This is a genomic window from Streptomyces sp. NPDC002671, from assembly GCF_053592475.1.
The window spans coordinates 75,477-101,469 of record NZ_JBSFVU010000006.1 but is presented as its reverse complement, the minus strand read 5'-3'; the positions used below and the strand labels follow the sequence as shown (position 1 = coordinate 101,469).

Here is a 25,993-nt window from a genome sequence, read left to right as displayed (position 1 = left end):
GCACGTATTCCGCGCCCTACCCGTGTGGCCCACGCGCACACCACCCAGCAGACTGGCCCCATGACGGAAACGGAATCCATCGCGTACGACGTCGTGGTGCTCGGGGCCGGACCCGTGGGGGAGAACGTCGCCGACCGTACTCGCGCGGGCGGCCTCACGACCGCCGTAGTGGAGAGCGAACTGGTCGGCGGCGAGTGCTCGTACTGGGCGTGCATGCCCAGCAAGGCGCTGCTGCGGCCGGTGATCGCGCAGGCCGACGCCCGCCGGCTGCCGGGCCTCGCCCAGGCGGTCCAGAGCCCCCTCGACACCCCCGCCGTGCTCGCCCGCCGGGACGAGTACACCTCGCACTGGAAAGACGACGGCCAGGTCGGCTGGCTGGACGGCATCGGCGCAGACCTGTACCGCGGCCACGGCCGCCTCGCCGGGCCCCGCACGGTCACCGTGACCGGCCCCGACGGCACCGTGACCACCCTCACGGCCCGGCACGCCGTCGCCGTGTGCACCGGCACCCGCGCCCAGCTGCCCGACCTGCCCGGCCTCGCCGAGGTCCGGCCGTGGACCAGCCGCGAGGCCACCAGCGCCAAGGCCGCCCCCGGCCGGCTGATCGTCGTCGGCGGCGGTGTCGTCGCCACCGAGATGGCCACCGCCTGGCAGGCCCTCGGCTCCCGGGTCACCGTCCTGGTGCGCGGCAAGGGCCTGCTGAACCGCATGGAGCCCTTCGCCGGGGAACTGGTCGCCGAGGCGCTCACCGAGGCGGGCGCCGACCTGCGCACCGGCACCTCCGTGACGTCCGTCAGCCGCGAGAACGGCACCGTCGTCGCCGTCACGGACCACGGCGAGCGCATCGAGGCCGACGAGATCCTCTTCGCCACCGGCCGCGCCCCGCACACCGACGACATCGGCCTCGACACCGTCGGCCTGGAACCCGGCTCCTGGCTGAGCGTCGACGACAGCCTGCGCGTCGACGGCACCGACTGGCTGTACGGGGTCGGGGACGTCAACCACCGGGCCCTGCTCACCCACCAGGGCAAGTACCAGGCCCGGGTCGCGGGTGCCGCGATCGCCGCCCGCGCCGCCGGTGACCCCCTGCTGGAGGAGCCGTGGGGCGCGCACACCGCCACCGCCGACCACGGCGCCGTACCCCAGGTCGTCTTCACCGACCCCGAGGCCGCAGCGGTCGGCCTCTCCCTCGCCGAGGCGGAACGGGCCGGCCACCGGGTCCGCGCCGTCGACGTCGAGTTCTCCTCGGCCGCGGGCGCCGGCCTGTACGGCGACGGCTACAAGGGCCGCGCCCGCATGGTCGTGGACCTGGACGACGAGATCCTGCGCGGCGTCACCTTCGTCGGCCCCGGCGTCGGCGAGCTGATCCACTCCGCGACCGTGGCCGTGGCCGGGCAGGTCCCGGTCGACCGCCTGTGGCACGCCGTCCCGTCGTACCCGACGCTCAGCGAGGTGTGGCTGCGGCTGCTGGAGGCGTACCGGGACAGCTGAGCGCGGCTCGGGTGAGCTTGAGCGGGGCTTGCACGGGCGGCTCTACGGCAGCTCGAAGCCCAGCTCCCGGGCGGCCAGCTCGGGCGTCGGCTGCGCCCAGCGGGCCGCCACCGCCTCGTTCGTGGACAGGGAGCGCAGCTCCGCGCGGTCGAGGTAGAGGGTGCCGTCGAGGTGGTCCGTCTCGTGCTGGACGATGCGGGCGGGCCAGCCCGTGAACACCTCGTCCACGGCGCGCCCCTGCTCGTCCTCGAAGCGCAGCCGCACCTCGGCGTGCCGGGCGACCACCGCCTGCCAGCCCGGCACGCTCAGGCAGCCCTCGTAGAACGCGGCCCGCGCGGTGCCCACCGGCTCGTACGACGGATTGACCAGCACCCGGAACGGCTGCGGCACCCGGCCGCGGGCCAGCGCCACCTCCTCCGGCACCGGCGCCGGGTCCTCGACGACCGCGATCCGCAGTGGAACCCCGACCTGCGGGGCGGCCAGGCCGACGCCGGGCGCGGCGTGCATGGTCAGGCGCAGCGCCTCGATGAAGCGGGCCAGCAGGGCGGGGCCGAGCTGCCCGTCGTACGGCTCGGTGCCGTGCCGCAGCACCGGCTGCCCGGCCGCGACGATGGGCAAGGGTCCGCCGGCGGCGAGAAGCTCCTCGACCCGCATCGCAAGGGGTACGCGATCACTGGGGGTTGCCATCAGGCCAGGATGCCACGGGCAACGCCCCCGCCCTGTGGCCGAGACACGGCGAAGGGCCCGGCTCCTGTACGGAACCGGGCCCTTCGGCGTGCCGCTCACGCCTCGGGGAAGTCACCCGCGAGTGCGGAGGCGATGCGCAGATGCCGCTCGGCCTCCTCGTGGCGCGCCTGCCGCTGGAGCGTGCGGCCCAGCATCAACTGGGCGTAGTGCTCCACCGGGTCGCGCTCCACGATGACCCGCAGCTCGGCCTCCGCGCGGCGCAGCTGGGCCGAGTGGTAGTAGGCGCGGGCCAGCAGCAGCCGCGGTCCGGTCTGCTCCGGCACCTCCTCGACCAGCCCGACCAGCACCTTCGCCGCCTCCAAGTAGTCCTTGGCGTCGAAGAACCGCTGTGCACGCTCCCAGCGCTCGGCGGGAGTCCCGTGGTCGTAGTACGTCGTGTCCACTTCTGACCTCCTTCGACGCGCTCAACCGAAGCAGGTCGTTGAATATTCCACTACGACTCGGAGGGCCGACGGCGACGGACGCACGGCCAGGCGCCCGGAGTTCGCGTTGGTCCGGAGCTGAACATTCCAACGACTCCGCAGCTGCTTCTGCGGTTCAGCGCGCCGCACGCAGCTCGGCGTACAGTTCCGGCCCCGTCCACGTGCGCGGCGTGGACTCCGCCTCGTGCACCAGGGCGGCAAGGCGCGCGTTCGCAGGGGCGCTCTGTCCGTGGGTGGCGGCCAGGGCGACGATCTCGCCCTGCAGCGAATCGATCTCCGTGGGCCGGCCGCGCTGCAGGTCCTCCCACATCGAGGAGCGCGCGTGCGCGTCGATCCGGAGGGACGCCGCCGCCACCCGCCGGAAGAGGCCGTCGGGCAGCCCCAGTACATATGGGGTGACGCCGGGCGCGGTGGGGCCGAGGCGGGCGGGAGCGACCCCGGCGGCGCGGTAGGCGGCCAGGGCCTCGCGCTGACACAGGGCAAGGCAGCGGCGGTATGCCCGTTGGCCGAGCTGGTCGCGCAGCGGCAGCCCGGAGAGGGCGTTGATCGCGTTGTTGAGGTTCATCAGCAACTTGGCGTGCTGCACTTCGGACATGTCGGTGCGGGCCTCGATGGCCAGGCCCGCCTCGCGGAAGGCGGCGTGGAGCGCCTCGTCGGGCTCGGTCATGAGCCTGCCCGGCATGCCCTGGTGCACGGTGCCCGGCTCGGACTGCACCACGTTGTACGGCACCATCCCGGCCAGCACGGTGTGGCCGGGGAGCGCGGCGCGCAGGATGGCGGGGTTGTGCAGCCCGTTCTGGAAGCTGACCACGACGGCGCCGGGGGAGAGATGCGCGGCGAGGTCCTTGGCGGCGGCCTCGGTGCCGGCGCTCTTCACGGTGACCAGCACATAGTCGGCGCCGGCCGCGGCTTCGGGGCCGGTGGCCGTCGTCAGCCGGTCCGGCGTGAGGTGGACGGGCGCCCGTACGGAGGTACTGAGGGTGAGTCCCCGCTCGCGCAGCACATCCATGGAGCCGGACCGGCCGATCAATGCCACGTCATTCCCGGCGGCGACGAGATGACCGCCGAGATGACAGCCGATACTGCCGGCACCGAGGACGGCGAAGCGGGGCTTGGGCATGGGTGACTCCTGCAAAAGGGCGGGGGCGTGCAGGGGTCAGCATGGTCCAGGGGCCTGCCGGCTGACCAGGCTACGGCGCCGCTTCGGGGCGGGAGTCGTAGAGCATGCTGTGGAAACGGCCGGCCGCCTCCCGTCCGGACGGGTCGCGGCCGAGTTCCCGGACCGCCTCGATCGCGTACCGCTGTTCCCGCTCGTCCGTGAAATGCCGCTGCGGGTAGGTGCGGGACGGATCCACCGTGGTGCGCAGGCTGTAGTCGGCCAGTTTCCGGGCGACCGGCTCGTACGACACGGTCCGCAGGACGAAGGCGCACACCCACACGGGGCGCCGGGCGCCGTCCAGCAGCGCGGCGAACGTCCGCTCGGTGATGTAGCTGCCGCCGCCCGTCAGGGTGATCAGGCCGACGTCCGCCAGTGCGCCGCTCAGCCGGGGGCTGGGCGGTGCCTGTTCCAGGTCGTCGGTGAAGGCGCCGTCCAGCAGACCGGCCTGCTGGGCGTAGTGCACGGCCGGTGCCGCGATGTCCAGGCCGTACACCGGCAGCGTGTCCGGCCGCCGCCGCTCGGCGTAGAACTCCTTGTCCCATGCGGCCAGTTCAGCCGTCGACATGCGCCGTGCCGTATCGGACGTGTACCGCTCGTACAGCTCGGCGAGCGTCACGTCGTGATTGAGGAGCGCGGCGTTGATGCCGTAGGAACAGCACACGTCCAGCACCACCGGCCGTCCGGGCCGGCCGTCGTCGAACGCTGCCCGCTCGGCGGCGACCTGCCGGAAGACCGGCTGGGCCTGGTGCGGGATCTCGTACTCCAGCGGGGCCAGCCGGGTGAAGTAGGCACGGGGATCCGGCTGGACGTAGATGTCGTCGAATCGCGCCTTGCCGCCCGTCATGCCGTACTCCCTGCTCGGCCCCCTGCTCGCGGACACCTCTCCAGTCCCATCATGTTCCGATTCCGGCCACGCGCCAGGCGACCGACGTCACGGTCTGTAGCCGAGCGAAGCGAGGAAGAAGCCGACGATCGAAACGGCGGCGATGCCCTGGAGGAGGACGGTGCCCCGCACGCCGAGGCCGTTCGGTGGCACCTGGAAGTCAAGTCCATCTACGTGTAACCCATACTCGTCACCACACTTCCGGAGGACACCATGTTGAACCTGTCGGTCCTGCTAGAGGACTCCGCCCGCACGCACCCGAACCGTGACGCACTGGTCCTCGGCCCGACCCGGCTGACCTACGCGCAGGTCGACGCCGCCGCGAACCAGGTCGCGAACCTGCTCGTCGAACGTGGCGTCAACCCCGGCGACAAAGTGGCGTTGAGCTGTCCGAACCTGCCGTACTTCCCGATCGTCTACTACGGCATCCTCAAGGCCGGCGCGGTCGTGGTGCCGCTCAACGTGCTGCTCAAGAGGCGCGAGATCGCCTACCACCTCAATGACGCCGAGGCGGCGGCGTACTTCTGCTTCGAGGGCACCGCGGAACTGCCGATGGGCGCCGAGGGCTTCGCGGCGTTCAACGAGGCCGCGACGGCCCGGCACTTCTTCCTGATGACCGCGGACCCGGCCGCGCCCAGTCCGGTCGAGGGTGCCGAGACCATGGGCGCCGCGCTCGCCGGCAAGAGCCCCGTGTTCGACCCGGTCGTCACCGAGGCCACCGACACCGCGATCATTCTCTACACCTCGGGCACCACCGGCCAGGCCAAGGGCGCCGAACTGTCCCACGCGAACACGATGATGAACGTGATGGCCTGCAACCGGATGTTCGAGAGCAGGCCGGCGACCGACAGCCACGTGCTCTGCCTGCCGCTGTTCCACACCTATGGCGCGACCGTGCAGATGCACGCCGGTTTCTCGATGGCCGCCACGCTCCACCTGGTGCCGCGGTTCGACGCGCGGCAGGTCGTGCAGCTGATGAGCACCGAGGAGATCACCTTCTTCGCCGGCGTCCCGACGATGTGGTGGGGTCTGCTCTCCGCGCTCACCGACGACATCGACGTGGACCGGATCGCCAGGAACCTGCGGGTCGGCGCCTCCGGCGGTGCCAGCCTGCCGGTCGAGATCATCAACCAGGTCAAGGAGCGGCTGCAGGTGCAGATCCTGGAGGGCTACGGCCTCTCCGAGACCAGCCCGGTGGTCACGTTCAGCGACCCGGACCAGGAGCCGCGGCCCGGCTCCATCGGCGTACCGGTGTGGGGCGTCGAGGTGAAGCTGATCAACGACGACTGGTCCGAGGTGACGGCGGTCGGCGGGGTCGGCGAGATCGCCATCAAGGGCCACAACGTCATGAAGGGCTACTACAACCGTCCCGAGGCCACCGCCGAAGTGATCAAGAACGGCTGGTTCCGCACCGGCGATCTGGCCCGGAGGGACGAGGACGGCTTCTACTACATCGTCGACCGCTCGAAGGACATGATCATCCGCGGCGGCTTCAACGTGTACCCGCGCGAGATCGAGGAGGTGCTGATGACACACCCCGCGATCAGCCTGGCCGCGGTCGTCGGCGTGCCCCACCAGAGCCACGGCGAGGAGGTCAAGGCGTTCGTCATCCTGAACGCCGGCGCCGAGGCCGTCCCCGACGAGCTGGTCGCCTGGGGCAGGGATCAGATGGCCGGCCACAAGTACCCGCGCATCGTGGAGATCGTAGAGACCCTGCCGATGACCGCCACCGGCAAGATCCTCAAGCGCGAACTCAAGTGACCTGCTGCGTCACGACAAGAAGACCTGAGCCTGTCGTCGGCGCGAGCTGCCGGTAGATCGTTGCCAAGTTCCCGGGCAAACCAGTAAATTTCCGACAACTGCATCGAGGTGTCACCGGCAGACGGGGCCAGAGGATGAGCACGGACGACCGCGTCGCGGTGACGCCCGGGATCGCGCGACTGCACGCGTCGCCCGGACTCGCCGGGCCCGGCCGGCTCGGGCTGGTGACCAACCACACCGGCGTCCTCCCCGATCTGCGCCCGGCCGCGCCCGCGCTGCTCGAAGCCGGCGCGCGGCTGGTCGCGCTGTTCGCTCCCGAGCACGGGCTGCACGGGACCGGCCAGGCAGGCGAGAGCGAGGCCGTTCAGGCGGACACGGACCCCGGCACCCGTCTGCCGGTCCACGACACCTACCGGTGCGGCGGCGAGCGTCTCGACAAGCTGCTGGTCGACAGCGGCGTCGACGCCCTGGTGTACGACCTCCAGGACATCGGGGCCAGGTTCTACACCTACCTGTGGACCATGTTCGACCTGATGGTCTCGGCGGCCCGTACGGGCGTACGGTTCGTGGTCGCCGACCGGCCGAATCCCCTCGGTGGACTGGCCAGCGAGGGCCCGCTGCTCGACCCGGCGTGGGCCAGCTTCGTCGGGCGCGCCGCGGTACCCGTGCGGCACGGCCTCACCCCAGGCGAACTGGCCCGGCAGCTCAACGTCTCCGCCGTGCCCCAAGCGGCCGGCAGCTCCGCTGACTTGACGGTGATCGAAGCGGTCGGCTGGCAGCGCGCCATGGACGCGGAGGCCACCGGCCTGCCGTGGGTCGCGCCCTCGCCGAACATCCCGACGCCCGCCACCGCCGCCGTCTACCCCGGAACCTGCCTGTTCGAGGGCACGAACCTCTCGGAGGGCCGTGGCACCACGCAGCCCTTCGAGCTCGTCGGGGCCCCGTACATCGACGCCCGGTTCGCGCCCTCTCTCGCCGAACTCGCCCTGCCCGGAGTGCACTTCCGTGATCTGCGGTACGTACCGACCTTCCACAAACACGCCGGACGGCCGCTGCGCGGAGTCCAGCTCCACATCACCGACCGCGAGGCGTTCGCCCCCGTACGCACCGCTGTCGCGATGCTCGCCACGCTGCGGCGGCTGTACCCGGACGACTTCGCCTGGCGCACCACGGACGGCGGCGCGGAGGGGACGGGGCACCGTCACTTCATCGACCTGCTGTGGGGTTCCGACCGGTTGCGGCGCGCCGTCGACGCGGGCGACGACCCGCTGCCGCTGTGCGAACCGCCGGCGCCGCCCGGCAAGTGGGCCGGCGACGACGTGCTGCTCTACCCCTGAGAGCGGAAGGACAACCCCGTCGATGACCGATCAGACCGATCGCACGACGACAACCCGGGCCGCCATTCGCGGCTTTCGCGCGGGCGACGGACCGAGGTTGGTGGAGGCCTGGCGCCGGAGTGTGCCGGCCGACCCCATCACCGCGGACCGCTTCCGCTCCCTGGTGCTGCTCGACGCCAACTTCGACCCGGAGGGCCTTCGGGTCGCCGTCGACGGCGGCCGTCTCGTCGGCGCCGCCTACGCGGTGCGCCGTCTGACGCCGATGTGCGGCACCGACCTGGAGCCGGAGCAGGGCTGGATCCCGTTCTTCTTCGTCGACCCGGCCGCCCGCGGGCGCGGCCTCGGCCGCCGGCTGCTGACCGACGCCCTCGACTGGCTGCACAGCCACGGCCGCACCCGGGTGGACTTCTCCTCGTACACCCCGAACTACATCCTCCCCGGCCTGGACGCAGAGGCGTACCCGGAAGCGGCCGGACTCCTCGAGTCCCTGGGCTTTCGCACGCTGTACGAGGCGGCGGCGATGGACCGCGGCCTGGTCGGCTATCGCCTCCCGGCGGAGGTCGCGCACCGCCTGGACGAACTGACGGCGCAGGGCTACCGGTTCGCCACCCCGTCCGACGACGACCTGGTGGAACTGGTCGCGCTCGCCGGGAACCACTTCAACCCGGACTGGGCGCGCGCGATCCGGGAGTGTCTGGCCGCGGGCACGCCGCTCGACCGGATCGTCGTCGCCAGGGACCCCTCGGGCCGCCTGGTCGGCTGGGCGATGCACGGCGTGTACGAGTCGGCGGACGAGCGGTTCGGCCCGTTCGGTGTGCTGGAGGAGCAGCGCGGCACCGGACTCGGCAAGGTCCTGCTCCACCTGGTCCTGGAGCGGATGCGGGCGCGCGGTGCGCACTCCGCGTGGTTCCTGTGGACCGGCGAGCGGTCCCCGGCGGGCCACCTGTACCGCACGGCCGGTTTCACCACGACCCGGGTGTTGCGCGTGCTGCGCCGGGAGGCCACCAGATGATGCCGTCCCGCCGCACCAAAACACCCGGCGGCCTGAGCCGCCGTCACTTCGCGCTCGGGCTCCCCTCGGTGCTGCTCGGCTCCGGCGCCTCCGGATGTGCCGCGCCGCACCGGGGCACCGGGCGGCCCGGGGATCCGATCGTGCTCACTCTGCTCTCCCACTACGCGAGCGGGGAACTCAAGGCGGCTCTGCAGGGCCCGGTCGACGAGTGGAACGCCACGCGCGACCGGGTCAAGGTGCGCACGAAGGCCGTCGAGTTCACGGACCTGCTGACCACGCTCATGGTCCGGCAGGCCGCGGGCCAGGGCGCCGACATCCTCCACCCGTACTGCCTGTGGAACGGCCAGCTCGTCCAGGCCGGCGTCCTGCGGCCCGCTCCGTCCGGGCACGCCGAGGAGATCCGGCGCGGCTACGGCGAAGCAGCGGTCGGCGCCGTGTCGGTCGGCGGCAAGGTCTACGGCTACCCCACCGAGGTGCAGACGTACGCCCTCTACTACAACAGGCGGCTGCTGCGCGAAGCCGGCGTCGACGGCCCTCCGCGCACCTGGCGGGAGCTGGAGGACACGGCCTACCGCACCGCCAGACGGGACCCGTACGGCAACACGCTGGTCCAGGGGTTCGGACTTTCGACCTACGACGACTCCACCACCGTCGGCCAGACCCTTGCACTGCTCAACGCCGCCGGCGGAAGGTTCGTCTCCGCGGACGGCAGAAGCACCGCCATCGACTCACCGGCCGGCCGGGCCGTGCTCGACCTGGAGCACCGCCTCGTCGTCCGAGGCGCGAGCGCCCCCGGCGTCAACGTCTACAAGGCGTTCGCCTCCGGGCAGGTGGCCATGGTCATCAGCGCCGGCTGGTGGACCGCGGACCTGAAAGGCCTGATGGGCAAGGACTACCGGGACGTCGGCGTGGCACCCGTGCCCGTCCCCGAGGCGGACGACCAGCGCGCCACGCTCTCCACCGGCTTCATGCTGGGGGTCAACACGGCCGGCAAACACCCGCGCGAGGCCTGGGAGTTCCTGCGCTGGCTCAACAGCGAGAAGGCGGGCGTGAAGAACGCCGGTGCCATGAAGGGCGCGACCGCGACCCGGATGAGCTCCCTCCAAGTGTCGGTCGGCTCCCTGACCGGCCGCGCCGACGACATGCGGACACTCCTGGGCAGGGGCAGCGATCCGAACCTGCGCCCCTTCCTGGACGCGCTGGCGTACGCGGTGCCGGAGCCGAACGTGCCGGGCGCGCAACAGGCCAAGTCGCTGCTGCGCAAGAACATCGAGGCGTTGTGGACCGGTCAGCAGTCGGTCGACGAGGCACTGCGCACCACCCGCCGCCAGGTGGATCAGGAGGTGTCGCGCTCATGGTGAACGCCCTGGCGGGGGAGACCACCGAGACGACCGAGCGGGCGCCGGACGGCCCGCGGCCCGCCGCTTTTGCGGCCGAGGGCCGCAGCCGGACCCGACTCCGGCGCCGCCAGACCGTCGTCGCCTGTCTCTTCCTGGCGCCGACGCTGTTGTTCTTCGCGGTCTTCCTGCTCCTGCCGCTCGGCTTCGCGCTGCTGCTGTCGATGTCCCGCTGGGCCGGGTTCGACCTCGGCGACATCGAACCGGTCGGCCTGGACAACTTCACCGGCCTCTTCGCGGACGGCTCGACGTTCCTGGCGCCGATCCTCACCAACACGCTCCTGTTCGCCCTGGGCACGGTCGCCCTCGCGCTCGCCGGCTCCGTGGTCGTCGCCACCTGCATCGACAACCTGCGGTTCCAAGGGCTGTGGCGCACCCTGTACTTCCTGCCGATCGTCACGACCGTCGTCGCCGTCGGCAACGTATGGAAGTACATGTACGAGCCGGGCGGCCTCGTCAACGGCGTCCTCAACGCCCTCGGGCTCGGCTCGGTGGCGTTCCTGCAGGACCCGGACACCGCACTGCCCTCGGTCGTGGTCGTCCAGGCCTGGTCCTCGGTCGGCTCGGCGATCCTCATCCTGACCGCCGGGCTGAAGTCCGTTCCCGAGTCGTACCACGAGGCCGCCGCGCTCGACGGCGCCGGTCCCGTCACCGTCTTCTTCAGGATCACACTGCCGCTGCTGCGGCCGTCTCTGCTGTTCGTGTGCATCACCCAGTTCCTCACCGGGCTGCAGTCGTTCGCGCTGATCATCGTGATGACCAAGGGCGGGCCGGGCGACGCGACCAATGTGGCCGCGCTGGAGATGTACCGGCAGGCCTTTTCCTACGGCGACTGGGGCACCGCGAGCGCCGCCGCCTTCGTGCTGTTCGTGGTGGTCCTCGCGGTCACCCTGGTGCAGTTGTGGATCTTCCGGCGGAAGGGGGAGGACGCATGAACCGCCGCCGCTTCCCGTGGTTGTCGTATCTGCTGGTCGTGACCGGCGCCGTGCTCACGGTGGTGCCGTTCCTCGACATGGTGATGACGTCCTTCAAGGGGCCGGGTGAGGCGGGCACACTGCCGTACCGGTTCCTGCCCAAGGCGTTCGACCTGTCCAACTACCGGGCGGCGATCGCCCAGTTGGACCTGCCGGTGCTCTTCCGCAACAGCGTCGTCGCCACCGCCGTGATCACCGGATCGGTGCTGCTCACGTCGTCGCTCGCCGGCTACGCCCTCGCCAAACTCCGGTTCCCCGGCCGGGACTTCGTCTTCCGCCTCGTGCTGTCGACGATGATGTTCCCGCCGTTCCTCTTCTTCATCCCGCACTTCCTGATCCTGGTGCACTGGCCGCTGGCCGGCGGCAACGACCTGTTCGGGCGCGGGGGAGCGGGCCTGACCGTCAGCATCGTGGCGCTCGCCATGCCGTTCCTCGTCAACGGCTTCGGGATCTTCCTGATGCGCCAGTTCATGGTCTCGATCCCGGACGAGGTCCTGGAGGCCGCGCGCATCGACGGGGCCGGCGAGTTCGCCGTGTGGTGGCGCATCGTCGTGCCGCAGACCAAGCCGGTCCTGGTGACGCTCGGGCTGCTGACCTTCGTCGACGCCTGGAACGAGTACATCTGGGCATTGCTCGTCTCGACCGCCGACCCGGACGTGATGACCCTGCCGGTCGGCATCCAGCTCCTGCAGGACTTCGTCGACCCGACCCGCACGATGCCCATCGTCATGGCCGGTCTCGTCCTGAGCATCCTGCCGGTCCTGATCCTCTTCCTGCTGCTGCAGAAGTACTACATCCGCGGCGTCATGCTCAGCGGCCTCAAGTAACACGCGCTCCTCGACGGGAAAGAACCCTCAGGGCCCTCAGTGGTCCGCGTGTCCCCCGGAGTCGTGCGGTTCCAGATGGGAGGCGAGGACAGCCGCCTGGACCCGGCGCTGGACGCCCAGCTTCGCCAGCATCCGCGAGATGTGGTTCTTGACGGTCTTCTCCGACAGGTACAGCTTCTTGCCGATCTCACGGTTGGTCAGACCGTCCCCGACCAGGGCGAGGATGTCCCGCTCGCGCGGCGACAGGCTCGCCAGCTCGGGCGGCAGCGACGGGGTTTCCGCCGGGTCGGCCCGCAGGGAGTTCATGAGGCGGGCGGTCGTCGCGGGGTCGAGCATCGACTGTCCCGAGGCGACGGTGCGGACCGCGGAGACGAGGTCGGAGCCCTTGATCTGCTTCAGGACGTAGCCGGAGGCTCCCGCCATGATGGCGTCCAGCAGGGCGTCGTCGTCGTCGAACGAGGTGAGCATCAGGCACGCGAGTTCCGGCATCCGGCTGCGCAGCTCGCGGCAGACCGAGATGCCGTCCCCGTCGGGCAGGCGGACATCGAGCACGGCGACGTGCGGACGCAAAGCGGGTCCGCGGGTGACGGCGTGTTCGGCAGAGTCCGCGTCGCCGACCACGGTGATGTCCGGTTCGGCGTCGAGCAGGTCCGTCAGGCCGCGTCGCACGACCTCGTGGTCGTCCAGCAGGAACACCCGGATCGGGTCCTGCTCCGTGAAGGTGCGTGTCTCGGCCATGACGACCTCTCGTTACCGGGGACGGACAGACCACGGGCGGTCCACGAGGCTGATCATCCATCCGCGGGTGCCGTGTGGACTAGGGCCGACCGGCCCTACTCGCTCCATGATCGTCCACTTCGTGGTCGTCGCGCGCGAGGTCGAACTGCACGTCCACCACCCCTTCCACGGCCCGCACCAGGCGCGCGGCCACCGGGACCAGAGCGGTGTCGCGGAACCGGCCCGTCAGCGTGACGACTCCGTCGTGCACCTCCACCCGGACGGCCGAGGACGGCGACGGCAAGAGGTAAGACACGATCTCGCGCCGGACCTCCTCGGCGATGTCGTCGTCCCCGCGCAGGAAGACCTTGAGCAGGTCGGCGCGGCTGACGATGCCCTCCAGCAGTCCGGTCTCACCCACCACCGGCAGCCTTTTGACGCCCGCCCGCGCCATGATGCGCGCGGCCTCGGCGAGGGTGGCGTTCGCCCGGACCATGACAGCGGGGGACGACATCAGGTCCCCTGCGGTGAGGGCGTCCGCCTTCGCCACGTCGACCGGCCGACGCAGCTGGAGGTAGCCCGTCCCGGGGTCGTCCCGCAGCTCTTCCTTGGGCAGCAGGTCCGCCTCGGAGACCACGCCGACCACCCGGCCCTCGCCCTCGATCACGGGCAGGGCGCTGACCTGCCGGTCCTGCATCAGCCGCACGATCTCCTTGAACGGGGCGCGCCGCCCGACGGCGGCGACCGTGTGGGTCATGACGTCGCTGACGATGTGCGGGGTGCCGTACATGGTGAACTCCGTGAGGTCTACGGCGGGCGGTGCCTCTCCAGCATGTGCCGGCGCCGACGCACGAGCCATGGGCCACCAGGCCTTGGGGTGGGCCGTTCGGCTTCCCGCCGCCCGTTCCGTGTGGTCAGTGGTCTGTGCACCACGCCCGGTACGCGGCCACCGCCGTCGGCAGGGTCGGGAAGATGCGCTCGGCGCCGACGGACTCCACGAGGCCGTACGCCTCCAGGTCGTCCAGCAGGTCCTGCTTGACCCGGGCGAGGGCGAACACGATGCCCCGGTCCGTCAGCTCCCGGCGCAGGTCGTCCACGGCGTCGAGCGCGGTGATGTCGACCTCCACATTGGCTTCGGTGTTGAGCACGAACCAGCGGACCGGTTCGGTCTGTTGACCGACGGCGGCCAGCGCGCGGCGGTGGAAGTCCTCCGCGTTGGCGAAGAACAGGGGCGAGTCGTAGCGGTACACCAGCAGCCCGGGGATCGTGCGTGCCTGCGGGTAGTCGTCGACGTCGTGCATGCCCGCGACCCCGGGCACCAGCCCCTCGATCGCGTCGTGCGGCCGGGCCACCCGGGTCAGCAGTTCGGCCACGGACAGGCCGACGGCCACGAGGACCCCGTAGAGGATGTCCAGAGCGAGCACGCCCGCCAGGCAGCCCAGCGCGAGGAGGAGTTCGCGGCGCCGGAAGGAGGCGAGCCGGCGATAGCCCGCGAGGTCGATCATGTGGACGCCGGCGTACACGACGAGCGCGCCGAGCACCGCGGCGGGGGTGCGGGTGAGCAGCGGGCTCAGAAACAGCAGCACGGCCAGCACCGCCGCCCCGGCGACCAGGGAGTACGCCTGGCTGCGTGCGCCCGCCGAGGCCGCCAGCGCGGTACGGCTGGCGCTGCTGCTCACGGGGAAACCGTGCAGCACACCGGCGCCCAGGTTGGCCGCGCCCAGGGCGAGGAATTCCTGGTTGGTGTCGAGCGGGGCCGGTTCGTCATCACGCTTCGCGAACGCCCGCGCCGTGAGGATGAAGTCGGTGTACGCCACCAGCAGGACCCCGAGGGCGGGCAGCACGAGGCGGGGCACCTCGGTGAGGTCCGGCAGGGCGAGATCCGGAAGCCCGGACGGGACCCTGCCGATCACCGCGACCCCGTGCCGGCGGTCGAGGTCGAAGGCGGCCACGGCGGCCGTCGCGAGGACCACGGCGAGCAGCGGCCCGGGAAGCGCAGGGAGGAAGCGGGCCATGGCGAAGAGGAACACAAGGACTGCGGCGGACAGGGCCACCGTCGTGAGGTGGATCCTCGTCAGGTGGGCGAAGAAGGAGGCCAGTTGAGGGAAGAACGTCGTACTGCTCGTGCGCACGCCCGTGAGGCGGGGGAGCTGGTCCACCATCATGATCAGCGCGACCCCCGTGAGATAGCCGATCAGCACGGGGCGGGAGAGCAGGTCCGCGAGAAAGCCGAGCCGGACCGCTCTGGCCGCCAGGCACAGCAGTCCGACCGTGACGGCGAGAGCTGCTGCCAGGGAGGCGTAGCGCCCAGGGTGTCCGGCGGCCAGCGGAGCCACCACGGTGGCCGTCATCAGCGCGGTCGTGGACTCGGGGCCGACCGACAGCAGGCGTGAGGAGCCGAACAGCGCGTACAGGGCGAGCGCGGGGAGGATGGCCCACAGCCCGGAGACCGGCGGCAGACCGGCCACCGCGGCGTACGCCATGACCTGCGGGACGAGATACGCGGCGACCGTCACCCCCGCGGGCACGTCATTCCTGAGCCAGACCTGCCGGTGGCCGAGCAGGTCATGGAGCCCGGGCAGGAGGGACTGTTTCCCGGGTGGTCGTCCGTCCGCACCTTCGGCCATGCGCTGCCCTTCGCCGTCCGCTCCGGTATTCACCGGTGTGGGGTACTCGTTCCTGGTAATCGTTCCCACGCCGCACGCCCGACGCCTCCGCCGACAGGGCCGGTCGGTCCCGCACAGGGCCGTGCGGCCCCTGACCCGGCGGGCACGGTGTCACCACGCTGGACATGGATCCTCGTCCCGGGAGGTGGAGACAATGCCCCGAACCGTCACGGTAGGTCTCGACGGCTCGCCCGAGAGCCGGGCAGCGGCCGAATGGGCGGCGCGCGAGGCACGGCTGCGGGGTCTTCCGCTGAAGGTCGTCCACGTCTGGGAGCCGCTGCCCGAGCCCGTGGCCCAGGCCCCGCTGCTCGGCGCCGAGACCCTCCAGCAGTGGACCGAGGAGGTTCCCCGTGAGGCCGCCGAGGGGCTGCGGCTGCGCCACCCCGGTGTCGAGGTGATCACCGATCGGCTCACCGGCGACCCGGCCGAGGCCCTGATCGAGGCGGCGGACTCCGCCGAGCTGATGGTGCTGGGCTCGCGCGGCTTCGGCGCGATCGGCGGGTTCGTGGTCGGTTCGGTCAGCCTGGCCGTGATCGCCCGTGCCGAACGTCCCGTGATACTGGTCCGGGCCGGAGAGCAGGCAGCCGACGAGCACCAGATGGACCCGGCGGGCGTGCCCTCCGCCGCGACCCCCTTCCGGCCGGTCGTCCTCGGCCTCGACACCGGCAGCCCGGACGAGGCACTGCTGGAGTTCGCCTTCGACGCCGCCGTGCGCCGCGACGCGTCCCTGCGGGTCGTGCACGGCTGGAGCGCGCCGCCCACCTCCTTCTACCGCTTCTACGGTGACGCGGAGCTGTACAGCACGCTCGCAAGCGAGCAGGCCACCGCCCTGACCGAGGTGCTGCGCCCCTGGCGGCAGAAGTTCCCGGGTGTGGAGGTGATCGAGGTGAGCCGGTCCGGCAGCGCCGCGCAGGTACTCGTCGACGCCTCCCGCGAGGCCTCCTTGGCCGTCGTGGGCCGGCGCATCCGCACGGGCCGCCTCGGCACCCATATCGGCCACGTCGCGCACGCCGTCCTGCACCACGTCGAGGCCCCGGTCGCCGTGGTTCCGCACGACTGACCCGTCAAGGAAACGGTGAGCACGATGGACCGTCCGATCGTCGTCGGTGTCGACGGCTCCGAACCGAGTCTGCGCGCTGTCGACTGGGCCGCCGACGAGGCCGCCCTGCGCGGAGCACCGCTCCGGCTCGTGTACGCCTCCCTCTGGGAGCGCTACGAAGGCGCCCTGCTCGCGCAGGAACTCGGCAAACCGCTGGAGGAGGTGATGGCCCGGGACGTCGTCGGCACCGCAGAGCAGCGCGCCCAGCACCGCCAGCCGGGCGTGGAGGTCACCACCGACGTGCTGCCCGACGAGCCGGACCACGGGCTCGTACGGGAGAGCAGCACCGCTCTCGCCGTGGTGCTCGGCTGCCGGGGCCGCAGCGGGGTGGCCGAGGCGCTCCTCGGCTCCGTCAGCCTTGCGGTCGCCGGGCACGGGCACTGCCCCGTGATCGTGTTGCGCGGCAGTCACGACAACCAAGCCCGCGTCGGGGCCCGGGGCCGCATCGCCCTCGGGGTGGGCGAGAAGCCGGGGAGCTCGGCCGCCGTACGGTTCGCCGTCGAGGAGGCATCCCTGCGCGGAGTGCCCCTGGCAGCCGTACGGGCCTGGCGGCGCCCGGCGCACGCGACCACCGGTCACCAGCTGCTCGCGGGCGAGCCGGCACATGTCCGGCAACAGCAGGCTGTGGAGCTGCTGGAGGAGGCCCTGCGCGACACACCGGCCGACCTCGAGACGGACCGTCGCGCCGTCGAGGGTCACGCCCGCGACGCCCTGGTCGCCGTCTCCTTCGAGGCCGACCTGCTCGTCATCGGCTCCCGGCGCCACCACGGCCACCTCGGCCTTCCGCTGGGCCGCGTCGCCCACGGGGTGCTGCACCACGGGGCGTGCCCGGTGGCTGTCGTACCCGAACTCTCCTGACGTCGTCAGCGCACGCGCCGCGACCCCCTTCACGGAAGCCGTGCGTGCAGCTCGAAGACGTCCCCCAGTCCTGTGGCCCGCAGCATCCGCCGGAAGGCCGTACTCTCCGCGACCAGCCGCAGCCGTCCCCGCCGGGCCAGTACCCGGTTGCGCACGCGGCACAGGATCCCGAGCCCGGAGCAGTCGATGAACGTGACCGGCCGCAGATCCAGGACCAGGTCGGGGCACGGGTGCGCCGTGAGCGCGTCGAGTCGTTCCGACAGCGCGGACACCGCCGGCAGGTCGATCTCGCCGTGCAGGGATATGACGGTTGCCGCGTCGGCCGCACGATGGGCCACGACCACGTCCGGTTCGGTGTGGGGATCTGACACGCGGGCCATGTCGTTCTCGGACATAAGGAGAGCAAACCCGGAATCCCGGACAGGGCGATAGGGCCGTCCGGCCCCACTCGCCCGTCCGTTCTGCGTACCGCACAGCCTCACGGCGGGCCGCGGCCTTCGACAGGCACCCTCCGGTCGGGCGCGAGGGCCGGACGGCCCAAGCGGCACCGCCCGCCCACTGGCGAAGCTGAACGTGCGGGACGGTTCCGGCACCCTGCCGAAGCCACGGATCCCGCGGCGGACCGACCGAAGAGGGTGAGGAGAGCCATGAAGGGCTACGTCTTCCGCGGTCCCGGAGAGGCATCCTGGCAGGACGTCCCGGACCCCGCCGTCAAGGAACCCACCGACGCGATCGTGAAGGTCGGCGTCGTGACGATCTGCGGGACGGACCTGCACATCCTCAAAGGCGATCTGCCCGAGGTGCGCCCCGGCACGGTCCTCGGCCACGAGGCGGTCGGCGAGATCGTCGAGGCCGGCAGCGACGTACGTACCGTGCGGCCCGGCGACCGGGTGCTGATCTCCTGCATCACCCCCTGCGGCCGGTGCCGGTTCTGCCGGGACGGCTGCTACGGCCAGTGCCGGGGCGGCGGAGGCTGGATCCTCGGCCACCTCGTCGACGGCACGCAGGCCGAGTACGTCCGCGTCCCCTACGCCGACCTGTCCGTGCATCCGCTGCCGGGCGCCGTGCGCAGCGAGGACGCCGTCCTGCTCGCGGACATCTTCCCGACCTCCTACGAGGTCGGCGTCCTCAACGGCCGCGTACGTCCCGGGGACACCGTCGCCGTCGTCGGTGCCGGTCCCATCGGCCTCGCGGCGATCGCCACGGCCCGCCTGTTCTCCCCCGAGCGGATCATCGCCGTCGACCTGGCCCCCGCCCGGCTGGAGGCCGCCCGACGGCTCGGCGCCGACGCCGTGGCCGACGTACGGGAGGCACCTGCCCAGCTTGTCGCCGACCTGACGGACGAACTCGGCGCGGATGTGGTCATGGAGGCGGTCGGCGTACCGGAGAGCTTCGAGCTGTGCACCCGCATGGTCCGCCCCGGCGGCCACGTGGCCAACATCGGCGTGCACGGCAAGCCGGCCACGCTGCACCTCGAAGACCTGTGGGCCAAGAACGTGACGATCACGACCGGCCTGGTCGACACCTACTCCACGCCCACCTTGCTGCGGATGGCCGCGGCAGGCCGGCTGCCGACCGGGCAACTGGTCACCCACACCTTCCCGCTGGACGACATGGAGGAGGCGTACGACGTCTTCTCCCGGGCCGCCCGGACGGGCGCGCTCAAGGTGGTGCTCGGCGGGGAGCAGCACGCGGAAGTGGCCGTTCCCACGGCCTGACCGAGAAGGGGCGGCCGGCAGCTCAGCTACGCTCCTGCGCCGCGTCCCTCCCGGTGAGCAGCACACCCGAAACCAGTTCGGGACGGATGCGAACCGCCTGGTCCATGCCCTGTTGCGGCACCCAGGGATCCAACAACCCCCGTATGCGCGCCAGTTCGGCGGGATCGGTGACCAGGCGGGCGTAGCCGGTGACCACCACGCTCCAGCCGAGATGCGTGTCCGGGTCGATCGCGTCGGCCTCGTAGGCGACGACCACACCCGCGCTGTCGCTCTGCCGGGCATGCGAGGTCAGGGCCGCGCCCTCGTGCGTACGGATCACGATGTCACCGCTGTCCAGGATGTGGTTGACCGGGCGGATGGTGGGCAACGCCTGTCGGGTGAAGACGACCCTGCCCAGGCGCACGCTGCCGAGCAGGCGCAGTGCCTCGGCCCGGTCGAGGTCGATGCGGCGCTTCCTCGAATCGTGTTCACGGATCATGGCTGGCTTCTTCGCGGGTGCGTGGCTCTGTGCTCGGCGGGAACGGCGGGAACGGCGGGAACGGCGGAGACGGCGGAGACGGCGGATTCGGTGGCATCAAGCCCGGGTGCGGGCTGTGGCGCCTCGTCGGTGGAGCGACACCGCGGGGGATCGGTGCCGCTCCTGACTGCACTGTCGCCCATGGCCTCCCGCCTCTCCAGTGCCGTTCGGCCCTCGCTCGGGGGCCGGCCGTCCTCGGGCCCGCTCACCGGAGCCACCGGCGTCGCAGAGGCCGTTTGCCGCTCCGACGTACGGTCCTGCGCCCGGGACGGATACGGTGGAGGTGACCCGTGGGTACCGGGTCCGCACGCCTACGGGAGCAGGAGGGATGGGGTGACAGGCCCCGAGGAGCCCCGCGTACGACTGCCACAGCTGAAGCTCGACGAGCTGCTGGAGGAGCTGCAGGCCCGGATCGACGCGGCCCGCGGCACGCAGAATCGCGTGCACAGTCTGCTGGAGGCGGTCCTCTCCGTCGGCCGGGAACTGGACCTGGAGCAGGCCCTGCACTCCATCGTCGAGGCGGCTGCGGCGCTCGTGGACGCCGAGTACGCCGCCCTCGGCGTCATCGGACCGGACGGCACACGGCTGTCCGACTTCCACACGGTGGGCGTCACCGAGGAACAGATCTCCGCGATCGGCCCCTATCCGGAAGGCCACGGGATCCTCGGCGAGCTGATCCGGCACCCGCAGCCGCTCCGGCTCGCGAAGATCTCACAGCACCCGGCCTCGTACGGCTTCCCGCCGCACCACCCGCCGATGAACAGCTTCCTCGGTGTCCCGATCCGGGTCCGCGACCAGGTCTTCGGCAACCTGTACCTGACCGAGAAACGCGGCGGGCTGGAGTTCGACGAGGAGGACGAGTCGGTGCTCTCCACGCTGGCCGTGGCCGCCGGCGTGGCCATCGACAACGCCCGCCTGTACGAGGACTCCCGGTTGCGGGAGCGCTGGCTGCGGGCGAACGCGGAGATCGGCCACAGCCTGATGTCCGGCAGCGACCGCGCCGAGTCCTTGGGGCTGATCGCCGAGCATGCCCGGAAGATCTCCGGCTCGGCCCTGGCCGCGGTCGCCATGCCCATGGAGGGCACGAAGTCGATCAACGTGGAGATCGCCGTCGGAGTGGGCGCCGAGGCACACCGCGGACTGGTGCTGCCCATGGACGAAAGCCTGATGGGGCTGGCGTACACCGCCGCTTCCCCGGTCACCAGCGACGACGTCATCCGCGACTCTCGGATCTCCCCTCAGCCGCCGCGCTTCGGCGGGCTCGGCCCCGCTGTGGCCGTCCCGATCGGCACGGGTGCGGGCGGCGTTCGAGGGGTGGTCCTGGTGGCCAGGGAAGCCGGCCGGCCGGTCTTCCTGCAGAAGGAGACCGAGATGCTGCAGGGCTTCGCCGCCCAGGCCGCGATCGCGATGGAGCTGGCCGAGCGGCGGCAGGACGCCCAGCAGATCGCGCTGCTGGAGGACCGTGACCGCATCGCCCGGGACCTGCACGACCTGGCGATCCAGCGGCTGTTCGCCACCGGGATGACCCTGCAGAGCGCGGGCCGGTTCATCGAACACCCGGAGGCTTCCGAGCGCGTGCTGCGGGCCGTGGACGACCTCGACGAGACCATCAAGATCATCAGGTCGACGATCTTCGGGCTGCGGGCACGGGAGGGCACTGCCGCAAGCGGACTGCGGGCGAGGGTCGTCCGTGCGGTCGGTGAGGCCGCCCCCGTGCTGGGCTTCGCGCCCAGCGTGCGCATGGAGGGCCTGGTCGACACCGATGTGCCGCCCAGGATCGCCGACGACATCGTGGCCGTGCTGACCGAGGCCCTCACCAACATCGCCCGGCACGCCCACGCCGACCGGGCCCAGGTGGTCCTGACGACCGACGGCCGCGAGGTGCGCCTGAAGGTCTCGGACGGCGGCGCGGGCATCCCGCCCGGTGGCCGGCGCAGCGGACTGCTCAACATGGCCGAGCGGGCGGAAAAGCTCGGCGGGCGGCTCGAGGTGACCAGCCCCGAGGGCGGCGGCGCCGTACTGGACTGGCACGTCCCACTGCCCGCCGAATAGGCCTCCTAGGCCTCCTAGGCCTCCCGGGCAGGGGGTCGGGCCCACTCGGCCCATGCGCGACCGGGTCCGAAGCCGCAGCCTGGAGGTGTCGGAAGGCGGGACCCGAGCCTCTGGAGGACGCCATGAACAGCACTCCGGCCCTCGTGAACGACGTGATGACCCACCGGGTAGTCGCCCTGCGAAGCGGGGCGGCCTTCAAGGACATAGTGAAGGCCATGCGCGAGTGGCGGGTCAGCGCCCTGCCGGTGCTGGACGACGCGGGACGCGTCGTCGGAGTCGTCTCCGAGGCCGATCTGCTGCCCAAGGAGGAGTACCGCGCCGCAGACACCGGCCGAAGCGGGCAGGCGCAGCACCTCGCCGGGGCCCGCAAGGCGGACGCCGTGACCGCCGCCGAGCTGATGACCACGCCGGCCGTCACGGTGGCGCCCGACGCCCCACTCGCCCACGCCGCACGCATCATGGCCCGCGCCGGCGTCAAGCGGCTGCCGGTCGTCTGCCGTGACGGCACTCTGCAGGGCATCGTCAGCCGCTCCGACCTGCTGAAGGTCTTCCTGCGGGACGACGAGGACATCGCCGAGGAGGTCCGGCGCGAGGTCGTCGTGCCTCTCTTCGGCACGCACACCACCACCGTCGTCGTGGAGGTGCGCGACGGTGTCGTCACGCTGGCCGGCGGGGTCCACGAGACCGCTCTGGTCCCGGTCGCGGCGCGCCTCGCACGGGCCGTGGCGGGCGTGGTGGACGTCCACTGCGCCCTGGCCGGACCGCCCCGCCGTCCGAACCTCGACCCCGACTTTCCGGACGCGGACCGGGCCCACACGCCCTGACACGGAGCCTCGGACCCGCGAGAGGGGGCGGTCTCACTCCGTGCCGGCCGCGGTGAGCCGGCAGTCCACGCTCACGACACCCTCGACGCCGCGCACGAGGCGTGCGGCGAGAGGAATCCGGGTGGCGTCCTCCACCCGTCCCGTCAGGGTCGCGACGCCGTCGGTGACCACGATGTGAACGGGCTCGACCGGGGCCGGGAAGAGGGGGTCGACGATGTCGCGCCGGATCTCGTCGGCGAGGTCGTTGTCCGGGCGCAGGAACACCTTCAGCAGGTCCCCGCGGCTGACCACGCCTTCGAGCAGGCCCTCGGCGTTGACGACGGGCAGCCGCTTGACGTGACGCAGCGCCATGATGCGCGCGGCCTCGGCGAGGGTGGCGTCCGCGTGGACGGTGACAGCCGGAGTGCTCATCAGTTCCTCGGCGGTCACCGCCCCGGCCTTGGCCAGGTCGGACAGCCGGCGCCGCTGGGTGAACCGGTCCGGATCGCTGTCCCGGAACTCCTCCTTGGGCAGCAGATCGGCCTCGGACACCACGCCGACCACCCGGCCGTCGCCCTCCAGCACGGGAAGCGCGCTGACCTTCCACTCATCCATGCACTCGACGATGTCCTTGAACAGGGCCTCGCGGCCCACGGCGACGACAGCGCGCGTCATCACGTCACTCACCCGGTGCGGGCTGCTGTCCATGCGGTTCTCCTCACCGGACCTGGGCTCACACCTGACCACCGCTGCCGTAGGGGGCGTAGAGGTCGAGCAGCCGGACCCGGGAGGCGTGCAGCCGCTGGGCGACCACGCGCCCGACCCAGACGGCGATCGCCCGGCCGAACTCGGCGTCCTCGGCGCACAACGCCCGCACGTCCCCGGCGTCGAACTCCCAGGCCCGTACCGGGGTCGTCGCCTCGGCGCCCAACTGCCACAGGTACGGCTCGAAGTGCCAGGACCAGCCGATCAGCTCACCGTGACCAAGGGTGTCGATGACGGCGGGCCGGCGGCCTGGCACGTGCAGGTCGAGGGCGACGGTGCCGGTGCGCACGATCCAGAAACGGTCGGCGCGCCGGCCCTCCTCGAACAGGCGGGCCCCGGCCTCGAAGGAGACCTCACGGGCCATCCGCGTCAGCCGTTCGCGGTGCACGGGCTCAAGAGCCGCGCTCATGGTGGTGGTGGAGGTCATCGCACCGGCTCCCTTCACGTCTTCTGCACCCAGCGTGGGCGCGCCCGGCACCGGGCACCAAGGGCCACTCGGACCCGGCCGGGGGCCCTTCGGCCCCCGAGCCGGACGAAGGTGCGCGGCCGGTGCGGCATCGCACGGCTCGGCCTGCGGCCGGGTTTCAGGCGCGTCCGCGGAGCATGAGGTTCCAGTAGAGGAACGGCAGTCCGTAGCGCTTGAGGTACCACATGTCGCGGCGTTCGTGGGTCGTGTCGATGACGGGGAAGGTGGGACGGTGTCGCAGGGTGTAGTCGAACTCGGCGAGCAGCATGGTGCGCCGTGAGGTGGTGATCGGGCAGGAGGAGTATCCGTCGTACGAGGCGGGCAGCGGCTCAGCACTGGCGAGGCCGGCGCTGACGTTGCGGGCGACGACCGGTGCCTGTTTGCGGATCGCGGCTCCGGTCTTGGAGTTGGGCGATGAGCCGGCGTCGCCGAGGGCGAAGATGTCGGGGTAACGCACATGACGCATGGTGTGCTTGTCGATCTCCACGTAGCCGCCGGGGTCCGCGCGATCGGCCAGCGGACTCGCCTTGAGCCAGTCGGGTGCCGACTGGGGCGGCACGACGTGCAGCATGTCGAAGCGGATGGTGTCCTTGCTCCCGGATTTGTGGTCGACGACGATGGCGTTGCGGCCGTCCGGGTCCACCTCGGCCAGTTCGCTGTTCTTGTGCACCTCGATGCCGTAGCGGGCCACGACCCGTTCCAGTTCCTCGGCGAACACCGGAACACCGAACATGCCCGGCGTGGGCAGCACGAGGACCACTCGTATGTCCTTCAGGACACCCTGCTCGCGCCAGTGGTCCGCGGCGAGATACGCGATCTTCTGGGGAGCTCCACCACACTTGATCGGGCCCGACGGCATGGTGAAGACGGCTGTCCCCGAGCGCATGGAGCGGATCAAGTCCCAGGTCTTGGGCGCCAGTTCGTAGGCGTAGTTGCTGGAGGTGTGCGGTGCGGCGACAGCCTGCGCCATGCCGGGCACCCTGTCCCAGTCGAGTTGGATGCCGGGGCAGACGACGAGCCTGTCGTAGCCGACGGTCCTCCCGTCGGCCGTACCGACCGTCCGCCCCTCGGGGTCCACGGTCTCCACGCGGCTGCGGATCCAGGAGACACCCTTCGGTAAGACGGACCGCTGGGGGCGGGCGCTTGCCCGGGCTGTGGCCCGGCCGCCGCCGACCAGCGTCCACAGCGGTTGGTAGTAGTGCGTGTCAGAGGGCTCGACGAGCCCGATGTCGCGGATGCCGTGGCGCAGCAGGCGGGCCGCGACGCTGACTCCGGCAGCTCCTCCGCCCACGATGAGGACCTTGTGATGAGCGTCTGTGGTCATGTACGCCTTCCCCCTCGCGTCCGCCCCAGCTAATGTACGTACATTAGCTTTTCAAATGTACGTACACAAGGATGAGAAACCATGGGTGAGGAACCCACTCCCTCGGCCGACCGGGGCGCGCGTTCCCAGGCAGGCCGGGGCGGGACTCCGCTGTGGCGTCAGGTGCGCGACGACCTCAGGGCCCGGCTGGAGCGAGACGAGTTCGTCGACTCCTTCCCCGGCGAGAACGAGCTGGCCGCCCGGTACGGAGTCAGCCGGCACACCATCCGTGCGGCGCTGCGCGGGCTGCGGGAGGAAGGTCTGGTCACGGCGGCGAAAGGCCGACGGCCGCGACCGGTGGGTGAGGCTGTCATCGAGCAGCCCGTCGGCGCCCTCTACAGTCTGTTCGCCTCCGTCGAGGCGGCTGGTCTCGAACAGCGCAGCGTCGTCCGCAATCTCGACATCCGCGCCGACGCGCACGTAGCGGTGCGTCTGGGCATGGAGGAGTCGACGCCCCTTCTGTACTTGGAACGCATCCGCCTGGCCGATGGAGAACCGCTGGCCCACGACAAGGTGTGGCTTCTGGCCTCGGACGCCCGGGCGCTGCTCGATGCCGACTTCAGCCACACGGCGCTCTACGACGAGCTCGCCGATCGGTGCGGTATCCGTCTCGTCGGCGGAGAGGAACGCATCCAGGCGGTCATTCCAACTGCCGCAGAACAAAGACTGCTCGGCCTCCCTGAGGGCGTGGCGGCGTTCTCCATCGAGCGGGTCGGCCGCGCGCACGGCCGCGCTGTCGAGTGGCGCACCACCCTCATCCGCGGCGATCGGTTCAGCGTCGTGGCGCAGTTCGACGCCCGTGCCGGCTATCGCCTCGACCCGGCGGGGAGCCGGTTCACGCGCTCGCGTCGGAGCGTACGGCGGCTCGATCCGGTGCGGTGAGGGGGGCCTTCGGCAGGCTTCTTGTTCCCGAATTGGCTGAACGTTCGTGCTCGCGCCATATCCCCCTACAGGTATGT

General features: G+C 71.4%; 25 protein-coding genes. 13 read left to right on the top strand and 12 right to left on the bottom strand.

The window, feature by feature from the left end:
* The first annotated feature begins 60 nt into the window (after nucleotides 1-60).
* On the top strand, nucleotides 61-1,491 hold the full coding sequence (locus tag ACWD35_RS11210; protein WP_451350913.1) for a dihydrolipoyl dehydrogenase family protein: 1,431 nt from the start codon (nucleotides 61-63) through the stop codon (nucleotides 1,489-1,491).
* Nucleotides 1,492-1,533: 42 nt separating this feature from the next.
* On the opposite strand, the gene ACWD35_RS11205 is transcribed toward ACWD35_RS11210, so the two are convergent.
* The 4 genes from ACWD35_RS11205 to ACWD35_RS11190 form a co-directional block, all read right to left on the bottom strand.
* Nucleotides 1,534-2,178, bottom strand: a complete 645-nt coding sequence (locus ACWD35_RS11205) for a peptide deformylase (RefSeq protein ID WP_451350912.1) — start codon at nucleotides 2,176-2,178, stop codon at nucleotides 1,534-1,536.
* Nucleotides 2,179-2,273: 95 nt separating this feature from the next.
* Complete coding sequence (locus tag ACWD35_RS11200) at nucleotides 2,274-2,621, bottom strand: tetratricopeptide repeat protein (RefSeq protein WP_451350911.1); 348 nt, start codon at nucleotides 2,619-2,621, stop codon at nucleotides 2,274-2,276.
* A 154-nt stretch (nucleotides 2,622-2,775) separates the two neighbouring features.
* The gene (locus tag ACWD35_RS11195; protein ID WP_451350910.1) at nucleotides 2,776-3,780 is read right to left on the bottom strand and encodes a 2-dehydropantoate 2-reductase; all 1,005 of its coding nucleotides are present in this window, start codon (nucleotides 3,778-3,780) and stop codon (nucleotides 2,776-2,778) included.
* Nucleotides 3,781-3,850: 70 nt separating this feature from the next.
* Nucleotides 3,851-4,663, bottom strand: a complete 813-nt coding sequence (locus ACWD35_RS11190; protein WP_451350909.1) for a hypothetical protein — start codon at nucleotides 4,661-4,663, stop codon at nucleotides 3,851-3,853.
* 252 nt (nucleotides 4,664-4,915) lie between these two features.
* Between ACWD35_RS11190 and ACWD35_RS11185 the strand changes: the two genes are divergently transcribed.
* The 6 genes from ACWD35_RS11185 (at nucleotide 4,916) to ACWD35_RS11160 (ending at nucleotide 12,010) form a co-directional block, all read left to right on the top strand.
* Complete coding sequence (locus ACWD35_RS11185) at nucleotides 4,916-6,463, top strand: long-chain-fatty-acid--CoA ligase (protein ID WP_451350908.1); 1,548 nt, start codon at nucleotides 4,916-4,918, stop codon at nucleotides 6,461-6,463.
* A 134-nt stretch (nucleotides 6,464-6,597) separates the two neighbouring features.
* Entirely contained in the window at nucleotides 6,598-7,800 is a 1,203-nt protein-coding gene (locus tag ACWD35_RS11180) for an exo-beta-N-acetylmuramidase NamZ family protein (protein ID WP_451350907.1), read from the top strand.
* Nucleotides 7,801-7,822: 22 nt separating this feature from the next.
* Nucleotides 7,823-8,812, top strand: a complete 990-nt coding sequence (locus ACWD35_RS11175; RefSeq protein WP_451350906.1) for a GNAT family N-acetyltransferase — start codon at nucleotides 7,823-7,825, stop codon at nucleotides 8,810-8,812.
* Entirely contained in the window at nucleotides 8,809-10,173 is a 1,365-nt protein-coding gene (locus ACWD35_RS11170) for an ABC transporter substrate-binding protein (RefSeq protein ID WP_451350905.1), read from the top strand. The genes ACWD35_RS11175 and ACWD35_RS11170 overlap by 4 nt, the downstream gene beginning before the upstream one ends.
* Nucleotides 10,167-11,144 carry a carbohydrate ABC transporter permease gene (locus ACWD35_RS11165; RefSeq protein ID WP_451350904.1) on the top strand — a complete coding sequence of 326 codons (978 nt, stop codon included), beginning with the start codon at nucleotides 10,167-10,169 and terminating at the stop codon, nucleotides 11,142-11,144. The genes ACWD35_RS11170 and ACWD35_RS11165 overlap by 7 nt, the downstream gene beginning before the upstream one ends.
* Complete coding sequence (locus tag ACWD35_RS11160) at nucleotides 11,141-12,010, top strand: carbohydrate ABC transporter permease (protein WP_451350903.1); 870 nt, start codon at nucleotides 11,141-11,143, stop codon at nucleotides 12,008-12,010. The genes ACWD35_RS11165 and ACWD35_RS11160 overlap by 4 nt, the downstream gene beginning before the upstream one ends.
* 36 nt (nucleotides 12,011-12,046) lie before the next feature.
* Here the strand turns inward: ACWD35_RS11160 and ACWD35_RS11155 are convergent, their stop codons facing one another.
* From ACWD35_RS11155 to ACWD35_RS11145, 3 genes are all read right to left on the bottom strand, one after another.
* Nucleotides 12,047-12,748, bottom strand: a complete 702-nt coding sequence (locus ACWD35_RS11155; RefSeq protein WP_451350902.1) for a response regulator — start codon at nucleotides 12,746-12,748, stop codon at nucleotides 12,047-12,049.
* A 79-nt stretch (nucleotides 12,749-12,827) separates the two neighbouring features.
* Entirely contained in the window at nucleotides 12,828-13,517 is a 690-nt protein-coding gene (locus ACWD35_RS11150) for a CBS domain-containing protein (protein WP_451350901.1), read from the bottom strand.
* A gap of 124 nt (nucleotides 13,518-13,641) precedes the next feature.
* Nucleotides 13,642-15,354: a SulP family inorganic anion transporter gene (locus ACWD35_RS11145; RefSeq protein ID WP_451351095.1), complete on the bottom strand. Its 1,713-nt coding sequence runs from the start codon at nucleotides 15,352-15,354 to the stop codon at nucleotides 13,642-13,644.
* Nucleotides 15,355-15,547: 193 nt separating this feature from the next.
* On the opposite strand from ACWD35_RS11145, the gene ACWD35_RS11140 reads away from it, so the two are divergent.
* Entirely contained in the window at nucleotides 15,548-16,453 is a 906-nt protein-coding gene (locus ACWD35_RS11140; protein WP_451350900.1) for a universal stress protein, read from the top strand.
* Nucleotides 16,454-16,477: 24 nt separating this feature from the next.
* The gene (locus ACWD35_RS11135) at nucleotides 16,478-17,350 is read left to right on the top strand and encodes a universal stress protein (protein WP_451350899.1); all 873 of its coding nucleotides are present in this window, start codon (nucleotides 16,478-16,480) and stop codon (nucleotides 17,348-17,350) included.
* 29 nt (nucleotides 17,351-17,379) lie between these two features.
* Here ACWD35_RS11135 and ACWD35_RS11130 read toward each other — a convergent pair whose 3' ends face one another.
* Entirely contained in the window at nucleotides 17,380-17,745 is a 366-nt protein-coding gene (locus ACWD35_RS11130; protein WP_451350898.1) for an STAS domain-containing protein, read from the bottom strand.
* A gap of 252 nt (nucleotides 17,746-17,997) precedes the next feature.
* Here ACWD35_RS11130 and ACWD35_RS11125 point away from each other — a divergent pair, with 252 nt between their 5' ends.
* Nucleotides 17,998-19,068: a zinc-dependent alcohol dehydrogenase family protein gene (locus tag ACWD35_RS11125; protein WP_451350897.1), complete on the top strand. Its 1,071-nt coding sequence runs from the start codon at nucleotides 17,998-18,000 to the stop codon at nucleotides 19,066-19,068.
* A gap of 22 nt (nucleotides 19,069-19,090) precedes the next feature.
* Here the strand turns inward: ACWD35_RS11125 and ACWD35_RS11120 are convergent, their stop codons facing one another.
* Nucleotides 19,091-19,546, bottom strand: a complete 456-nt coding sequence (locus tag ACWD35_RS11120) for a pyridoxamine 5'-phosphate oxidase family protein (protein ID WP_451350896.1) — start codon at nucleotides 19,544-19,546, stop codon at nucleotides 19,091-19,093.
* Nucleotides 19,547-19,918: 372 nt separating this feature from the next.
* Here ACWD35_RS11120 and ACWD35_RS11115 point away from each other — a divergent pair, with 372 nt between their 5' ends.
* Both ACWD35_RS11115 and ACWD35_RS11110 read left to right on the top strand, forming a co-directional pair.
* Nucleotides 19,919-21,637: a sensor histidine kinase gene (locus tag ACWD35_RS11115; RefSeq protein ID WP_451350895.1), complete on the top strand. Its 1,719-nt coding sequence runs from the start codon at nucleotides 19,919-19,921 to the stop codon at nucleotides 21,635-21,637.
* Nucleotides 21,638-21,759: 122 nt separating this feature from the next.
* The gene (locus tag ACWD35_RS11110; protein ID WP_451350894.1) at nucleotides 21,760-22,461 is read left to right on the top strand and encodes a CBS domain-containing protein; all 702 of its coding nucleotides are present in this window, start codon (nucleotides 21,760-21,762) and stop codon (nucleotides 22,459-22,461) included.
* Between the two features lie 33 nt (nucleotides 22,462-22,494).
* Here ACWD35_RS11110 and ACWD35_RS11105 read toward each other — a convergent pair whose 3' ends face one another.
* The 3 genes from ACWD35_RS11105 to ACWD35_RS11095 all read right to left on the bottom strand — a co-directional run bounded on the left by ACWD35_RS11105 (nucleotide 22,495) and on the right by ACWD35_RS11095 (nucleotide 24,995).
* The gene (locus ACWD35_RS11105) at nucleotides 22,495-23,148 is read right to left on the bottom strand and encodes a CBS domain-containing protein (protein ID WP_451350893.1); all 654 of its coding nucleotides are present in this window, start codon (nucleotides 23,146-23,148) and stop codon (nucleotides 22,495-22,497) included.
* Nucleotides 23,149-23,173: 25 nt separating this feature from the next.
* Nucleotides 23,174-23,632, bottom strand: coding sequence for a Crp/Fnr family transcriptional regulator (locus ACWD35_RS11100; RefSeq protein ID WP_451350892.1), 459 nt, complete (start codon nucleotides 23,630-23,632; stop codon nucleotides 23,174-23,176).
* 157 nt (nucleotides 23,633-23,789) lie between these two features.
* Complete coding sequence (locus tag ACWD35_RS11095; protein ID WP_451350891.1) at nucleotides 23,790-24,995, bottom strand: FAD-dependent oxidoreductase; 1,206 nt, start codon at nucleotides 24,993-24,995, stop codon at nucleotides 23,790-23,792.
* A gap of 81 nt (nucleotides 24,996-25,076) precedes the next feature.
* Here ACWD35_RS11095 and ACWD35_RS11090 point away from each other — a divergent pair, with 81 nt between their 5' ends.
* Complete coding sequence (locus ACWD35_RS11090; protein WP_451350890.1) at nucleotides 25,077-25,916, top strand: GntR family transcriptional regulator; 840 nt, start codon at nucleotides 25,077-25,079, stop codon at nucleotides 25,914-25,916.
* Nucleotides 25,917-25,993 lie beyond the last annotated feature (77 nt).

Coding starts and splice junctions, on each gene's coding strand:
- ACWD35_RS11130 (WP_451350898.1), bottom strand. CDS start 17,745: ATGTCCGAGAACGACATGGCCCGCGTGTCAGATCCCCACACCGAACCG.
- ACWD35_RS11155 (WP_451350902.1), bottom strand. CDS start 12,748: ATGGCCGAGACACGCACCTTCACGGAGCAGGACCCGATCCGGGTGTTC.
- ACWD35_RS11205 (WP_451350912.1), bottom strand. CDS start 2,178: ATGGCAACCCCCAGTGATCGCGTACCCCTTGCGATGCGGGTCGAGGAG.
- ACWD35_RS11095 (WP_451350891.1), bottom strand. CDS start 24,995: ATGACCACAGACGCTCATCACAAGGTCCTCATCGTGGGCGGAGGAGCT.
- ACWD35_RS11090 (WP_451350890.1), top strand. CDS start 25,077: ATGGGTGAGGAACCCACTCCCTCGGCCGACCGGGGCGCGCGTTCCCAG.
- ACWD35_RS11135 (WP_451350899.1), top strand. CDS start 16,478: ATGGACCGTCCGATCGTCGTCGGTGTCGACGGCTCCGAACCGAGTCTG.
- ACWD35_RS11100 (WP_451350892.1), bottom strand. CDS start 23,632: ATGACCTCCACCACCACCATGAGCGCGGCTCTTGAGCCCGTGCACCGC.
- ACWD35_RS11210 (WP_451350913.1), top strand. CDS start 61: ATGACGGAAACGGAATCCATCGCGTACGACGTCGTGGTGCTCGGGGCC.
- ACWD35_RS11125 (WP_451350897.1), top strand. CDS start 17,998: ATGAAGGGCTACGTCTTCCGCGGTCCCGGAGAGGCATCCTGGCAGGAC.
- ACWD35_RS11170 (WP_451350905.1), top strand. CDS start 8,809: ATGATGCCGTCCCGCCGCACCAAAACACCCGGCGGCCTGAGCCGCCGT.
- ACWD35_RS11120 (WP_451350896.1), bottom strand. CDS start 19,546: ATGATCCGTGAACACGATTCGAGGAAGCGCCGCATCGACCTCGACCGG.
- ACWD35_RS11165 (WP_451350904.1), top strand. CDS start 10,167: ATGGTGAACGCCCTGGCGGGGGAGACCACCGAGACGACCGAGCGGGCG.
- ACWD35_RS11180 (WP_451350907.1), top strand. CDS start 6,598: ATGAGCACGGACGACCGCGTCGCGGTGACGCCCGGGATCGCGCGACTG.
- ACWD35_RS11145 (WP_451351095.1), bottom strand. CDS start 15,354: ATGGCCGAAGGTGCGGACGGACGACCACCCGGGAAACAGTCCCTCCTG.
- ACWD35_RS11195 (WP_451350910.1), bottom strand. CDS start 3,780: ATGCCCAAGCCCCGCTTCGCCGTCCTCGGTGCCGGCAGTATCGGCTGT.
- ACWD35_RS11110 (WP_451350894.1), top strand. CDS start 21,760: ATGAACAGCACTCCGGCCCTCGTGAACGACGTGATGACCCACCGGGTA.
- ACWD35_RS11150 (WP_451350901.1), bottom strand. CDS start 13,517: ATGTACGGCACCCCGCACATCGTCAGCGACGTCATGACCCACACGGTC.
- ACWD35_RS11185 (WP_451350908.1), top strand. CDS start 4,916: ATGTTGAACCTGTCGGTCCTGCTAGAGGACTCCGCCCGCACGCACCCG.
- ACWD35_RS11160 (WP_451350903.1), top strand. CDS start 11,141: ATGAACCGCCGCCGCTTCCCGTGGTTGTCGTATCTGCTGGTCGTGACC.
- ACWD35_RS11175 (WP_451350906.1), top strand. CDS start 7,823: ATGACCGATCAGACCGATCGCACGACGACAACCCGGGCCGCCATTCGC.
- ACWD35_RS11140 (WP_451350900.1), top strand. CDS start 15,548: ATGCCCCGAACCGTCACGGTAGGTCTCGACGGCTCGCCCGAGAGCCGG.
- ACWD35_RS11105 (WP_451350893.1), bottom strand. CDS start 23,148: ATGGACAGCAGCCCGCACCGGGTGAGTGACGTGATGACGCGCGCTGTC.
- ACWD35_RS11190 (WP_451350909.1), bottom strand. CDS start 4,663: ATGACGGGCGGCAAGGCGCGATTCGACGACATCTACGTCCAGCCGGAT.